The sequence below is a fragment of the Aeromonas sp. FDAARGOS 1403 genome, from assembly GCF_019047325.1.
Taxonomy (GTDB): Bacteria; Pseudomonadota; Gammaproteobacteria; order Enterobacterales; family Aeromonadaceae; genus Aeromonas; species Aeromonas dhakensis.
This window is the reverse complement of record NZ_CP077249.1, coordinates 902,048-915,000: the sequence shown is the minus strand read 5'-3', so window position 1 is coordinate 915,000 and position 12,953 is coordinate 902,048. Positions and strand designations below refer to the sequence as shown.

13 protein-coding genes (1 of these 13 cut by a window edge) are annotated in these 12,953 nt (G+C 62.9%); 5 read left to right on the top strand and 8 right to left on the bottom strand.

From position 1 onward, the window contains the following. The 4 genes in view from I6L33_RS04415 to I6L33_RS04400 are tightly spaced (each overlapping or abutting the next) and all read right to left on the bottom strand, a layout consistent with a single transcriptional unit that may run on beyond the window. Window positions 1-111, bottom strand: the 5' portion of a protein-coding gene (locus I6L33_RS04415; RefSeq protein ID WP_010635580.1) for a biopolymer transporter ExbD. It extends 291 nt beyond the left edge of the window; only the first 111 of its 402 coding nucleotides appear in the window; it begins with the start codon at window positions 109-111; its stop codon lies beyond the left edge, outside the window. After that, entirely contained in the window at window positions 108-638 is a 531-nt protein-coding gene (locus tag I6L33_RS04410) for a MotA/TolQ/ExbB proton channel family protein (RefSeq protein WP_005307253.1), read from the bottom strand. The genes I6L33_RS04415 and I6L33_RS04410 overlap by 4 nt, the downstream gene beginning before the upstream one ends. Then, window positions 635-1,942: a MotA/TolQ/ExbB proton channel family protein gene (locus tag I6L33_RS04405; RefSeq protein WP_216973618.1), complete on the bottom strand. Its 1,308-nt coding sequence runs from the start codon at window positions 1,940-1,942 to the stop codon at window positions 635-637. Before I6L33_RS04405 ends, I6L33_RS04410 begins: the two co-directional genes overlap by 4 nt. Next, entirely contained in the window at window positions 1,939-2,700 is a 762-nt protein-coding gene (locus tag I6L33_RS04400) for a DUF3450 domain-containing protein (RefSeq protein WP_216973617.1), read from the bottom strand. Before I6L33_RS04400 ends, I6L33_RS04405 begins: the two co-directional genes overlap by 4 nt. A gap of 209 nt (window positions 2,701-2,909) precedes the next feature. Here I6L33_RS04400 and I6L33_RS04395 point away from each other — a divergent pair, with 209 nt between their 5' ends. Further along, the gene (locus I6L33_RS04395; RefSeq protein WP_016352388.1) at window positions 2,910-3,686 is read left to right on the top strand and encodes a LuxR family transcriptional regulator; all 777 of its coding nucleotides are present in this window, start codon (window positions 2,910-2,912) and stop codon (window positions 3,684-3,686) included. A gap of 69 nt (window positions 3,687-3,755) precedes the next feature. On the opposite strand, the gene glmS is transcribed toward I6L33_RS04395, so the two are convergent. Next, window positions 3,756-5,588: a glutamine--fructose-6-phosphate transaminase (isomerizing) gene (gene glmS / locus I6L33_RS04390; protein WP_216973616.1), complete on the bottom strand. Its 1,833-nt coding sequence runs from the start codon at window positions 5,586-5,588 to the stop codon at window positions 3,756-3,758. 51 nt (window positions 5,589-5,639) lie between these two features. Then, window positions 5,640-6,413, bottom strand: a complete 774-nt coding sequence (locus tag I6L33_RS04385; protein WP_005307234.1) for a DeoR/GlpR family DNA-binding transcription regulator — start codon at window positions 6,411-6,413, stop codon at window positions 5,640-5,642. 122 nt (window positions 6,414-6,535) lie between these two features. Between I6L33_RS04385 and blrA the strand changes: the two genes are divergently transcribed. From blrA to creD, 4 genes are all read left to right on the top strand, one after another. Continuing rightward, window positions 6,536-7,210, top strand: a complete 675-nt coding sequence (blrA, locus tag I6L33_RS04380; RefSeq protein WP_026141422.1) for a beta-lactam response regulator transcription factor BlrA — start codon at window positions 6,536-6,538, stop codon at window positions 7,208-7,210. 34 nt (window positions 7,211-7,244) lie between these two features. Further along, the gene (gene blrB, locus I6L33_RS04375) at window positions 7,245-8,666 is read left to right on the top strand and encodes a beta-lactam sensor histidine kinase BlrB (RefSeq protein ID WP_201892915.1); all 1,422 of its coding nucleotides are present in this window, start codon (window positions 7,245-7,247) and stop codon (window positions 8,664-8,666) included. A gap of 75 nt (window positions 8,667-8,741) precedes the next feature. Beyond that, on the top strand, window positions 8,742-9,536 hold the full coding sequence (blaOXA, locus tag I6L33_RS04370; RefSeq protein WP_017780307.1) for an OXA-12 family class D beta-lactamase: 795 nt from the start codon (window positions 8,742-8,744) through the stop codon (window positions 9,534-9,536). Window positions 9,537-9,653: 117 nt separating this feature from the next. Continuing rightward, window positions 9,654-11,015, top strand: a complete 1,362-nt coding sequence (creD, locus tag I6L33_RS04365) for a cell envelope integrity protein CreD (RefSeq protein ID WP_216973615.1) — start codon at window positions 9,654-9,656, stop codon at window positions 11,013-11,015. Window positions 11,016-11,065: 50 nt separating this feature from the next. Here the strand turns inward: creD and glmU are convergent, their stop codons facing one another. Then, complete coding sequence (gene glmU / locus I6L33_RS04360; RefSeq protein WP_099360459.1) at window positions 11,066-12,427, bottom strand: bifunctional UDP-N-acetylglucosamine diphosphorylase/glucosamine-1-phosphate N-acetyltransferase GlmU; 1,362 nt, start codon at window positions 12,425-12,427, stop codon at window positions 11,066-11,068. A 94-nt stretch (window positions 12,428-12,521) separates the two neighbouring features. Continuing rightward, the gene (locus I6L33_RS04355) at window positions 12,522-12,950 is read right to left on the bottom strand and encodes a F0F1 ATP synthase subunit epsilon (protein ID WP_005307217.1); all 429 of its coding nucleotides are present in this window, start codon (window positions 12,948-12,950) and stop codon (window positions 12,522-12,524) included. Window positions 12,951-12,953 lie beyond the last annotated feature (3 nt).

The following is a 12,953-nucleotide window of genomic DNA, read 5'->3' as shown; positions in this document are numbered from 1 at the left end:
CACGAAGGAGGTGGTGACAATAAAGAAGATCAGCATGATGAACACGATATCCAGCATGGGGGTCATGTCGATCTGCACTTCGTCGCGCTGGCGTTTGGATTGCCGTCTCATTGCATTACCTTCTCTTCTCGCAGGCCGTCCCGGGTCTTGGCCAGCGCACGCTTGGCCTGGCTCTCGAGCCGGCTGAGTAACAACACGCCGGAGAGAGCGACCACCATGCCAGCCATGGTGGGGATGGTGGCACGGGAGATCCCGCCCGCCATGCTCTCCGGGTTAAAGCGGTTGGCCGCGGCCAACGCATCGAATACGCCTATCATGCCGGTCACGGTACCCAGCAGCCCCAGCATGGGGCAGAGCACCACCAGGGTGCGGATGAAGATCAGATGACGGTTGAGCTCAAGCTCGGCCTCGGCCAGCCAGCGCCCGCGAATCGCCCGAGCGTGCCAGCTGTGGCGCTCGCTGCGGGCCTGCCAGCGGCCGAGCAGCTGGCGCTGCAGCGGGGCAAACCCCAGGTTGAGGTAGAGCAGCCGCTCGATCATCAGAATCCACATCAGCACCAGCAGGGCCAGAATGACCCAGAGCACCGGGCCGCCACGACCCATGAAGCTCTGCAGCTGTTGCCAGATGTCGAGCATCATGCCGCCCGCTCCATCCCGTCACGGTTGCTTTCGGCCCGCTCGGCCAGAATGCCGGCCACCTGCTGCTCCAGCACGTTGGAGAGCTCGGTGAAGCGAGACTGCAGCAGGCTGTGGGCCAAGATCAGCGGAATGGCCGCGACCAGACCCTGTACCGTGGTGACCAGTGCCATGGAGATGCCGCCCGCCATGATCTTGGGATCGCCGGTGCCGAACTGGGTGATGGCCTGGAAGGTGCCGATCATCCCGGTCACGGTACCGAGCAGCCCCAGCATGGGGGCAATGGCCGCGATCACCTTGACCATGCCGATGCCGCGCTCCATGCGAGGGGTCTCCTGCAGGATCGCCTCGTCGAGACGCAGTTCGAGGGTCTCCATGCTCAGCTCGGGATGCTTGTCAGCCACCGTCAGCACCCGGCCGAGGGCGTTGTCGGCATGATATTCACCGCTCTTGAGCTGGCGACGAACCCGACCCAGTTCACGGGAAAGGCTCCACAGCCGCACCCCGGCGATCCCCAGGCCGATGGCGGCCAGCAGCACTATGATGGCGCCGACCTGGCCACCCTGCTGGACTTGCTGCCAGAAGGTAGGGGCTTGCGCCAGCATTGCCAGCAGGGTGCCGTGGGAGGGATCCAGCGGCAGCGTTTCTCCTTCCTGGCCTTGATAGGCGGCCGCGGCGGAGAGCACGTTGCCGGGCAGGCCCAGCACCGGGCTCAGGCCTTCGGCAGTGGGTTGCAGGAACCCCTGCTCGCCAAACAGCGCGAAGCTGCCGACCCGGGTCAGTGGCTGCTCGCTGGCCGCCCCCTGGGCATCCAGCACCTTGCCGTTGAACTGGGCAACCCGGCCCGATTCGCGGATCTCCTGCTGCAGGGTGGCAGGCAGCAGGGCGAGGGCGGCGCGATCCGGTACCTGCTTCTCCTGCGCCATCGCCTTGAGCGGCGCGAGGCGCTCGGGGTACTGACCTTCGACCGCGGATTCACTCAGCAGCTTGACCGCATCGCTGGCCCCCTGACGGGTGACCGCAAAGATCTCGTTCATGTCGCCGGAGGCCTGCTCCCACTGGGCATTGAGCTCCACCAGCTGCTTCTCATTGGTAGCGAACTGGCTGGCCAGCTCCTTGCTCAGGTGCTGGGCCTCGGCCAGCTTGGCGCGGGCACTGTTCAGCTCCTTGGAGACGGACGCCAGATCCTGCTGTGCCTGCTGTTCACGGGCCTGTTCCTGCTGCTGCCAGGCTTCGTCGGCCACAGCGGCAGTGGTGCCCAGAGAGAGGGCGAGGGCGAGGGGGAACCACTTCATGGTGACGCTCATGACTGGGCCTCCTGACCACGGCTGACAGAAAGGGGGACATTCAACAACTGGGGAACCTTCTTGTCGGCGGCCATATCCAGCGCCTCGGCGACGGGGGAGAGCCACTGGCTGTCGAGGGGCTGCCACTGCTTGTTCTGCCCGGACCAGCGCCACGCCTGGGAACGATCGGCGGTCATCGCCAACAGGGAGACCCGACCCACCGCCAGCACGTCGACCCGGCGCGGTGCGCCGTCCAGCACCAGTTCGGCGGCATAGCTGTCGAGCCGGCTGCCATATTCCGCTTCGATCTGGTAGGCCTGCAGCAGCTGGCGGAACTTCTCCGCTTCGCTCACGTCAGCCCTGGCCAGAGTGGCTTTCAGCTGTTCAACCCGCGCCAGGCGATCTTCCTTGCGCAGCGGAATGTCATTTTGTACCAGCTGCTCCAGCTCGGCCTGCATCTGCAGCATCAGCGGGATCAGGCCCTGCCGGGTCTCCTGTACCGCCTCCAGCTGCTGACTCAGCTTGCCCAACTCATTTTGCTGATCGGCCACCAGAGACTGCATATAGCGGTTGTAGGCTTCCAGATCGCGCAGTTGCAGCTGCGCATTCTGCAGCTCCAGCCTGGCGGCAACGGCCGCATCGGCGGCTTTCTCCACGCGCTGCTGGGAGGCTTTCCCGGCAGCTATGCTGTTTTTCAGTGCCGGCGCGACCAGCTCGTCGGCGCCGGCAGCGAAGTGGACTGACAGTGGCAACAAGGCCAAACCCCAAAACTTGTTCATGATATAAATCTTAACAATGATAACTATTCTCATTGTCTCAGAGTGGAGGGTCAGTGGCAATCAGATGATTTTGTTGGCCTTCGGCTGAAAAAACAGGATAATTTTTAAGCAAGCACGGGAGTCACTGGCGTTGTTCGTCACAACACCAAATTAATAAATAAAAAATATCTTTTCGATCAATCTGATAGAGATCGAAAAAGGAGAAGTTCATGTTCAACGATGCGATCTGGGAACATATCGATCGGTTCACCAAGGCCAAGAAGACCAGCGACATCCAGCAGCAGCTGGAGCGCTTCAGTCACCAGATGGGCTTTGATTACTTTCGTTTGCTGATTATTTTCCCCATCAGCATGCAGAAATCCCATGTGGCGTTGTTCAACAACTGCCCCACCAGCTGGTTCGATGCCTATTCGGAGCGGCACTACCTGACCCAGGATCCGGTCGTCTTCCTGGGGCTGAAACAGACCCAGCCCATCTTCTGGAACAAGCTCGACTGCGACTCCCCCTGGCTGCCCAGCGCCAGCCGGGAGGTGATGAACCTGGCCGCCGACTTCGGGGTGAGAAACGGCGTCTCTTTCCCGCTGCATACGCCGCAGGGGGAACACGGCATCCTCTCCTTCATCAGCAAGGAGAAGTCCAATTCCGATCTGATGTTTGAAAACGTTCCCTTGCTGTCGTTTTGCGCCAGCTACATCTTCAACTCGGCGCTGCAGCTGATAAAGAGCAGACCGGATCTGATGAAGTACCTGACCGAACTGTCCGATCGGGAGAAGGAGTGCCTGTTCTGGGCCAGCGAGGGCAAGACCTCCTGGGAGATCGCCACCATCCTCGGCATCAGCGAACGGACCGTGAACTTCCACCTCAATCAGGTTACCAACAAGACCGACTCGAAGAACCGCAACCAGGCGATCGCCAAGAGCATCTCCAGCGGCATCATAGTGCCTTCGCTGGACGACGTGACCATCACCAACCTGCGGCTGTCATGACGCCAGCCCGGCAGCACCGCCAATAAAAAAGAGCCGCAATGCGGCTCTTTTTTCATTTCTGACGACGGCTTATTCCACCGTCACGGATTTTGCCAGGTTGCGCGGCTGATCCACATCGGTACCCTTGATGAGGGCTACATGGTAGGAGAGCAGCTGCAGCGGCACGGTATAGACGATCGGCGCGATCACCTCTTCCACGCGGTTCAGGCTCATCACCCGCATGGTCTCGTCGCTCTTGAAGCCGGTATCGGCATCGGCGAAGACGTAGAGGATACCGCCACGGGCACGCACCTCTTCCACGTTGGACTTGAGCTTCTCCAGCAGATCGTTGTTCGGCGCCACCACTATGATGGGCATCTCGGCATCGATCAGCGCCAGCGGACCGTGCTTCAACTCACCGGCGGCATAGGCCTCGGCGTGGATGTAGGAGATCTCTTTGAGCTTGAGTGCCCCTTCCATGGCGATGGGGTACTGGCTGCCGCGACCCAGGAACAGGCTGTGGTGCTTGTCGGCAAACTCTTCGGCCAGGGCCTCGATATCCTTGGCCAGCGCCAGGCTCTCCTTGATGCGCAGCGGCAGTGCCTGCAGCGCCTTGACCAGCTCGGCTTCGGCGGCGGCGCTCAGGTTGCCGCGGCAACGACCGATGGAGGCCACCAGCATCAGCAGACCGGCCAGCTGGGTGGTGAACGCCTTGGTAGAGGCCACGCCAATTTCAGCCCCCGCTCGGGTCATAAAGGCCAGATCCGATTCGCGCACCAGAGAGGAGCCCGGCACGTTGCAGATGGCCAGCGAGCTCATGTAGCCGGACTCCTTGGCCAGGCGCAAGGCGGCCAGGGTATCGGCGGTCTCGCCACTCTGGGAGAGAGTCACCAGCAGGCTGTTGGGGCGCACCACCGACTTGCGATAGCGGAATTCGGAGGCGATCTCCACGTCGCAGGAGACGCCGGCGATCTCTTCGAACCAGTAGCGAGCCACCATGCCGGAGTGATAGGAGGTGCCGCAGGCGACGATCTGCACGTGATCGACCTTGTCGAAGATGGCGCGCGCGCCGTTGCCGAAGGACTCGACCACCACGTGATCACCACCCAGACGCCCTTCCAGGGTGTTGGTGATGGCCTTGGGTTGCTCGTGGATCTCTTTGAGCATGTAGTGGCGATACTCGCCCTTGTCACCGGCGTCGTGGGAGAGTTCGGACTCCTGCTCTTCACGCACCACGGCCTCGCCGTGGGTATCGAAGATGTGCACGTCGCGACGGGTCACTTCGGCCACGTCACCCTCTTCCAGGAAGATGAAGCGACGGGTCACCGGCAGCAGCGCCATCTGGTCGGAAGCGATGAAGTTCTCGCCGATGCCGCGGCCGATCACCAGCGGGGAGCCGGAACGGGCCACCACCACGCGGCTGTCGTCACGGCTGTCCATCACCACGGTGCCGTAGGCGCCGCGCAGCTGCTTCACCGCGACCTGCATGGCAGCCAGCAGGCTGGGGGCGGATTTCAGCTCGTGGTGCACCAGGTGGGCGATCACCTCGGTGTCGGTGTCGGAGCTGAACACATAGCCCAGCGCCTTCAACTCTTCACGCAGCTCTTCATGGTTCTCGATGATGCCGTTGTGCACCACCACGATATGCTCGGAGACGTGAGGGTGGGCATTGCGCTCGGACGGTTCGCCGTGAGTGGCCCAGCGGGTGTGGGCGATGCCGGTACCGCCATGCACGGACTGCTCGTCCAGCGCCTTGGCCAGCTCGGCCACCTTGCCGAGGCGACGCACCCGCTGCAGCGGCTGACTGGCGCTGAACACGGCCACACCGGCCGAGTCGTAGCCGCGATATTCCAGACGGCGCAGACCCTCTACCAGAATTTCAGCCACATCACGTTGGGCGACGGCCCCGACGATGCCACACATACACTTCTCCTTAAGACGCTATTGATTCGGTTGGATAATCATTTGTTCAGGTCAGACTGCCACGGGGGCGCAGATCAGCTGGATCCCCTTGGCCTGAATTCGTTCTCTGGCCGAGATGGCCAGCCCCTCGTCGGTCACCAGGGTATGGATGCTGGACCAGGGCAGTTCGAGATTGGGGATCTTGCGGCCGATCTTCTCCGACTCCACCATGACGATGACCTCCCGCGACACCTCGGCCATCACCCGGGACAGCCCCACCAGCTCATTGAAGGTGGTGGTACCGCGTTCCGGATCGATGCCGTCGGCACCGATGAACAGCTGGTCGAAGTCATAGGAACGCAGCACCTGCTCCGCCACCTGACCCTGGAAGGATTCGGAGTGGGGGTCCCATGTGCCTCCCGTCATTAACAGGGTAGGCTCGTTTTCCAGCTCGCGCAGGGCGCCGGCCACATTGAGGGAGTTGGTCATCACGATGAGACCGCGCTTGTTGCCGAGCAGCGGGATCATGGCGCTGGTGGTGGTGCCGCTGTCGATGATGACGCGGTTGTGATCGCGGATCCGTTCGGCCGCCGCCTTGGCGATAGCCAGCTTTCGTTTCGAAACTTGCTCTGGATTGCCGTCCACCACCATCTCGCTGGGCAGGGGGACGGCGCCACCGTAACGACGCAGCAACAGACCACCGGTCTCCAGCACGGCCAGATCTTTGCGAATGGTCACCTCGGAGGTGGAGAAGTGCTTGGCCAGGGCATCGACGCTCACTTCACCCTGCTCCTGCACCAGGCTCACTATGGTGTGACGGCGCTGCTGAGTATTACGTTTGGTCATCTTAAGGTTTCGATTCGAAAGAATTTCGAAATATTAATGCCTTTTCTGGAAAAATCAAACGGCAAATAGGATCCGATATGGTTCGATGCCAGAATGGGGAGCTGATTTGCGACGAGGATGCCATGCAAAAACGAACCATCTGGCTGGTAGAAGATGAAGCCAGCATCGCCGACACCCTGATCTATGCCCTGCAAACCGACGGTTTCGAGGTGGAGTGGTTTTCCCTCGGCCAGCCGTTGCTGGCGCGACTTGCCCAGTCGCGCCCCGACTTCCTGATCCTGGATGTGGGGTTGCCGGACATCAGCGGCTTCGAGCTGTGCAAGGAGGTACGAGCCCGCTGCGACGTTCCCCTGATGTTCCTCACTGCCCGCAGCGAAGAGATAGACCGCCTGATCGGGCTGGAGATAGGGGCCGACGACTATGTGGCCAAGCCCTTCTCGCCCCGCGAGGTGTGCGCCAGGGTACGGGTAATCCTGCGCCGCAGCCAGCCAGCCGCCACCCAGCCGAGCCAGACACTCACCCTGGACGAGGAGCGGGCCCGCATCAGCTTTCACGGCCAGCCGCTGGCGCTCACCCGTTACGAATACCTGCTGCTCAAGACCCTGATGCAGGCGCCGGGCCGGGTCTACTCCCGCCAGCAGCTGATGGATCTGGTGTGGAGCGGGGCGGAGGAGAGCCTGGATCGTACCGTGGATACCCATATCAAGACCATCCGTGCCAAGCTGCGGGAGCGGGATCCCCACGCCAACCTGATCCTGACCCATCGTGGACTCGGCTACAGCCTGGAGCAGGCATGAACAGACGGTTGCCGGGTCACGGCCGGGGGATGACATGAGAATCGGACTGCAACTACTGTGCGGGCTGGTGCTGATCTTTGCGCTGGCCGCCTGGTTCGTGCTGGAGATCTTCGTCGAGGAGATCAAACCAGGGGTGCGCAGCGCCACCGAAGATACCCTGGTGGACATGGCCCAGATGCTGGCCCCGCTCGCGCTGGATGACCTGCAGGAGGGGAAAATGGCCGACGGCCGGCTGGCCAGCGCCTTCGCCCGCCTCAACCAGAGCCCCATCAACGCCCTCATCGACGGCCACCTCAAGCAGCAGGCGGAGTACCGCATCTATGTGGTCGACCGCTGGGGCAAGGTGGTTTACGACTCGGACGGGGTGGATCTGGGCAAGGACTACTCGCGCTGGAACGACGTCTACCTGACCCTGCGCGGCGAATACGGCGCCCGCAGCACCCGCAGCGATCCCGACGATCCCACCAGCTCGGTGATGCACGTCGCCGCCCCGCTGCGGGAGGGGGACGACATCCTCGGCTCCCTCACCGTCGCCAAACCCAACCGCACCCTGCTGCCCATGATAGAACGCAGCGAGCACCAGCTGCTGCAGGGGGCAGCCTTGCTGCTGTTCATCTCACTGCTCATCGGCGCCCTGCTGGTGTGGTGGCTCAACCGCGCCATCGGCAAGCTGGTGCACTATGCCGATGCGGTCAGCCAGGGCCAGCCCGCCACTCTGCCACGCCTCTACAGCCCGGAGCTGGATCGGCTCGGCCGCTCCCTTGAGACCATGCGCCGCCAGCTGGACGGCAAGGCCTACATCGAAGCCTATGTGCACAGCCTGACCCACGAGCTCAAGAGCCCGCTGGCCGCCATTCGCGGGGCAGGGGAAATACTGACCGAGGCCCCGCCGCTGGACGTCGCAAAGCGCTTTATCGGCAACATCAATCTGGAGACGGCCCGCATGCAGCAACTGATCGAGCGGATGCTGCAGCTGGCCAAACTGGAGTCGGGGCAGGGGCTGGACAGACAGGCGGTCGAGCCGGCCAGGCTGGGCAGACGGGCGCTAGACGCCCGCCAGATCCTGGCCCAGCGCCGCCAGATCACCCTGCACGCCGAGCTGGGGGAAGCCCAGAAACAGAAGTGGGATCCCCTGCTGGTGGAACAGGCCCTCGGCAACCTGCTGGACAACGCCCTCGACTTCTCCCCCGTCGGCAGCACCCTCAGGCTGAGCGGCACCATGGAGGAGGGGGGTTACTGCTTCCGGGTGCGGGATCAGGGACCCGGCATTCCGGCCTACGCCCTGCCGCGCATCTTCGAGCGCTTCTACTCCCTGCCCAGACCCGACAAGGGCAAGAGCAGCGGCCTCGGGCTCAGCTTCGCCATGGAGGTGGCGCGCCAGCACGGCGGCCGGCTGACCCTCACCAACCAGGCTGACGGCGGAGTGCTGGCCGAGCTCTGGTTGCCAGCGGGCTGACACTTCACACTGGGCACATAAAGCGGCGCTATGCTGGTGTTTTCCCAGCGAACTTTATGCGCTCAAGGAGCCCCCATGTCCCGCCTTCTGTTATCCGGCCTGCTCGGCGCAGGCCTGCTGTTTTCGCTGCCGGCCAGCGCCGCCACCGGCTGCTTTCTCTATGCCGACGGCAACGGCCAGACCCTCTCCAGCGAAGGGGATTGTTCAAGCCAGCTGCCACCCGCGTCCACCTTCAAAATTCCGCTGGCGCTGATGGGCTATGACAGCGGCTTTCTGGTAGACGAAGAGCACCCGGCGCTGCCCTTCAAGCCGGGTTACGACGACTGGCTGCCCGCCTGGCGGGAGACCACCACCCCGCGCCGCTGGGAAACCTACTCGGTGGTCTGGTTCTCCCAGCAGATCACCGAATGGCTGGGGATGGATCGCTTCCAGCAGTACGTCGACCGTTTCGACTACGGCAACCGGGATCTCTCCGGCAACCCCGGCAAACACGACGGCCTGACCCAGGCCTGGCTCAGCTCCAGCCTGGCCATCAGTCCAGAGGAGCAGGCCCGCTTCCTCGGCAAGATGGTGAGCGGCAAGCTGCCGGTGTCGGCGCAGACCCTGCAGTACACCGCCAACATCCTCAAGGTGAGCGAGATCGACGGCTGGCAGATCCACGGCAAGACCGGCATGGGCTATCCGAAGAAGCTGGATGGCAGCCTCAACCGGGATCAGCAGATCGGCTGGTTCGTCGGCTGGGCCAGCAAACCGGGCAAGCAACTCATCTTCGTCCATACCGTGGTGCAAAAACCCGGCAAGCAGTTCGCCTCCCTCAAGGCCAAGGAAGAGGTGCTGGCCGCCCTGCCGGCCAAACTGAAAACCCTGTGATACCGAGACCGGCGCTCTGCGCCGGTTTTTTTATCCCCCTTCACCCCTACTTCACACAGCCCCATCCCCCCTTCACCCGACCCAGCCACACTCGCTCCATCAACAAGGAGACGTGTCATGGTCAAACAGATATTCAGCCACAAGATCTTTCTGCTGCTGTTGCTCAGCCTGCTGCTGATGGTGCCGGTGCAATCCATCATGGAGCTGAACCGGGAGCGCCAGGCCTATCGCAGCCAGGCCATCCACAGCATCATGGTCAGCAGCAGCGGGCCGCAGCGACTGCTGGGGCCGGTCGTGGTGCAGCCTTATACCCGCACCGTCACGGTGGAGCAGGATGGCAAGCGCTTCGAGCGCAAGCTGCAGCTCTATCGCTACCTGCTGCCGGAACAGCTGGATGTGCAGGCCAGCATGGAGGTGACCCCGCGCAAGCTCGGCATCTACCAGGCACAGGTCTATCACACCCGGCTCTCCCTCTCCGGGCGGCTGCCTGCCGAACTGAACGGTCAGACCCTGATCAGCGGCGAACCGGATCTGACCGTCGATGGGGCCGATCCCGCCCTGGTGGCAGGTAAACCCTATCTGAGCCTGGTGCTGTCCGATGCCCGCGGCATCAACCGGGTACCCGAGCTGCAACTGGGGGAGCAGCGCATCCCGTTCGCCCCCGGCGCCCTGCTGGGTGACGGACTGGCCGGCATCCATGCGCCGCTCGCGGCCCTGCCGGGGGAAGGTGGCGCTTTTCACATCGAACTGGACCTGCAGGGGATGAACCAGCTGGAAGTGGTGCCGCTCGGCCAGGACAGCAGGCTCAACCTCGCCAGCAACTGGCCCCACCCCAACTTCATCGGCGACTTTCTGCCGGGCAGCCGTACCCTCACAGCCAGCGGCTTCGAGGCGAGCTGGCAGAGCAGCTGGTTTGCCACCGACATGGAGAGCCGTTTCAACCGGATGATGAAGGGTACCAGCGGCGATCTGCCCGCCTTCAGCATCAGCCTGGTGCAGCCGGTGGATCACTATCAGCAGAACGAGCGGGCCGCCAAGTATGCGCTGCTGTTCATCGGCCTCACCTTCCTCAGCTTCTTCATGTTCGAGCTGCTCAAGGGGCTGCGGGTGCACCCGATCCAGTACGCGCTGGTGGGCATGGGGCTGGCCATCTTCTATCTGGTGCTGCTGGCACTCACCGAACACCTCGGCTTTGCCTGGGCCTATCTGATTGCCGCCCTGGCCAGCGTGGCCCTCAACGGCTTCTACCTCAGCCATGTGCTGGGTGGCCCCAAACAGGGGCTCGGCTTCGCGGCCCTGCTCGGGCTGGTCTACGCCATCCTGTTCGGCTTGCTGCAGGCCGAGGAGATAGCCCTGCTGCTCGGCGCCCTGCTGCTGTTCGCCATCCTGGCGCTGGTCATGGTGCTGACCCGCAAGCTGGACTGGTATCGGGTGATGGGGAACGCCCCGATGCCCCCCGCCAGCGGGCAGGAGAGCTGAAAACAAAACCGGCGCCATCAGGCGCCGGTTTGCATTTCATTGATCGGGCATCACTTCTTCTTGACCGGGCGAGCCCAGTTCTGGATATGGCGCTGTGGCACCCGGGTAATCACCAGCTCGTTCTCGGCCACGTCCTTGGTGATGGTGGAGCCGGCCCCCAGGGTCGCCCCCTTGCCGATACGCACCGGTGCCACCAGCTGGGTATCGGAGCCGACGAAGACGTCATCCTCGATGATGGTCTGGAACTTGTTGACCCCGTCGTAGTTGCAGGTGATGGTGCCGGCACCGATGTTCACCTTGGCACCCACCTCGGCATCCCCCAGATAAGTCAGATGACCGCACTTGGAGCCAACCCCCAGCCGGGCCTTCTTCATCTCGACGAAATTGCCGACGTGGGCATCCTGCTCCAGTACGGCACCCGGGCGCAGGCGAGTAAAAGGACCGACCGAGCACTGGTCGGCGATTTGCGCGCCTTCGATGACGGAGTAGGGTTTCACCTCGGTGTGATCGCCGATCACGCAATCCTTCAGCACGCTGCCGGCCCCGATGCGGACGTGGTTACCCAGCACCACCTTGCCTTCGATGATGACGTTGACGTCGATCACCACCTCTTCCCCGATCTCCAGGGTACCGCGCAGATCGAAGCGGGCAGGGTCGATCAGGGTGGCACCGGCGATCATCAGCTTCTCGGCCTGCATCTGCTGATAGCTGCGCTCGAGCTGAGCCAGCTGCACCCGGTTGTTGGCCCCTTCAACCTCCATGGCGCTGTCCGGGTGAACCGCGGCGATGGGGCAGTTGTCGGCGTGGGCCATGGCAATGACGTCGGTCAGATAGAACTCGCCCTGGGCATTCTTGTTGTCCAGACGGGAGAGCCAGCTGCGCAGCTGGCCACCGTTGGCCACCAGCACGCCGGTGTTCACTTCGCGGATGGCGAGCTGCTCGGCGTTGGCATCCTTCTGCTCGACGATGCCGACCACCTGACCATTGCTGCGCACGATGCGGCCATAGCCGGTCGGGTTGTCCAGCACCACGGTCAGCAGCGCCATGCCGTCGTCGGCCTTGGCGGCCAGCAGCCGCTGCAGGGTTTCCGGCTGGATCAGCGGGGTGTCACCGTACAACACCAGCACGTCGTCTTCATCGTTCCAGAACGGGATGGCCTGGGCCACCGCATGACCGGTTCCCAGTTGCTGGGCCTGCAGCACCCAGTTCAGGTCGGATGCCTGGATCCGCTCCTTCAGCAGTTCGGCACCGTGGCCATAGACCAGGTGCAGCTGCTCGGCCCCCACCTGGCGGGCGGTATCGATCACATGGGAGACCATGGGCTTGTTGGCGACCGGGTGCAGTACCTTGGGCAGGGAGGAACGCATACGGGTACCTTTACCCGCAGCAAGGATCACGACGTTGAGGGACATAATTCGACCTTTGGAACATGAAAAAATACTCGGCGGAGTCTATCCAACGAGTAAAAAAAAAGCGACCCGCAGGTCGCTTTTTACCTCACCGTTATTAACGGTAATTCTTTTTGACGATATCGATGACCCGCAGTTGAGCCATCGCCTTGGCCAGCTCGGTGGCGGCCTGGGCGTAGTCGATATCACCATGGGAGCTGTGGATCCGCTCTTCCGCCGCGCGTTTGGCTTCCTGGGCTTTCGCCTCATCCAAATCGTCGGCACGAATCGCGGTGTCCGCCAGCACGGTCACGGCTTCGGGCTGCACTTCCAGCATGCCGCCGGAGATGTACAGCACCTCTTCAGTTCCGTTCTGCTTCACCAAGCGGACCAGGCCCGGCTTGATGGCAGTCAGCAACGGAGCATGACCGTGGCGGAGACCCAGCTCACCTTCGGAGCCTGATACCTGAGCGGACTGCACGCGACCGGAAAACAGTTTTCCTTCGGCGCTCACCACGTCCAGGTGAAAGGAGATCATCTCAGCCATGGG

Excerpts from the sequence above, each read along its gene's own strand:
- blaOXA (WP_017780307.1), top strand. The coding sequence starts at position 8,742 with ATGTCCCGCCTTCTGTTATCCGGCCTGCTCGGCGCAGGCCTGCTGTTT.
- I6L33_RS04410 (WP_005307253.1), bottom strand. The coding sequence starts at position 638 with ATGATGCTCGACATCTGGCAACAGCTGCAGAGCTTCATGGGTCGTGGC.
- I6L33_RS04385 (WP_005307234.1), bottom strand. The coding sequence starts at position 6,413 with ATGACCAAACGTAATACTCAGCAGCGCCGTCACACCATAGTGAGCCTG.
- glmU (WP_099360459.1), bottom strand. The coding sequence starts at position 12,427 with ATGTCCCTCAACGTCGTGATCCTTGCTGCGGGTAAAGGTACCCGTATG.
- I6L33_RS04405 (WP_216973618.1), bottom strand. The coding sequence starts at position 1,942 with ATGAGCGTCACCATGAAGTGGTTCCCCCTCGCCCTCGCCCTCTCTCTG.
- I6L33_RS04395 (WP_016352388.1), top strand. The coding sequence starts at position 2,910 with ATGTTCAACGATGCGATCTGGGAACATATCGATCGGTTCACCAAGGCC.
- creD (WP_216973615.1), top strand. The coding sequence starts at position 9,654 with ATGGTCAAACAGATATTCAGCCACAAGATCTTTCTGCTGCTGTTGCTC.
- I6L33_RS04355 (WP_005307217.1), bottom strand. The coding sequence starts at position 12,950 with ATGGCTGAGATGATCTCCTTTCACCTGGACGTGGTGAGCGCCGAAGGA.
- blrB (WP_201892915.1), top strand. The coding sequence starts at position 7,245 with ATGAGAATCGGACTGCAACTACTGTGCGGGCTGGTGCTGATCTTTGCG.
- I6L33_RS04400 (WP_216973617.1), bottom strand. The coding sequence starts at position 2,700 with ATGAACAAGTTTTGGGGTTTGGCCTTGTTGCCACTGTCAGTCCACTTC.
- blrA (WP_026141422.1), top strand. The coding sequence starts at position 6,536 with ATGCAAAAACGAACCATCTGGCTGGTAGAAGATGAAGCCAGCATCGCC.
- glmS (WP_216973616.1), bottom strand. The coding sequence starts at position 5,588 with ATGTGTGGCATCGTCGGGGCCGTCGCCCAACGTGATGTGGCTGAAATT.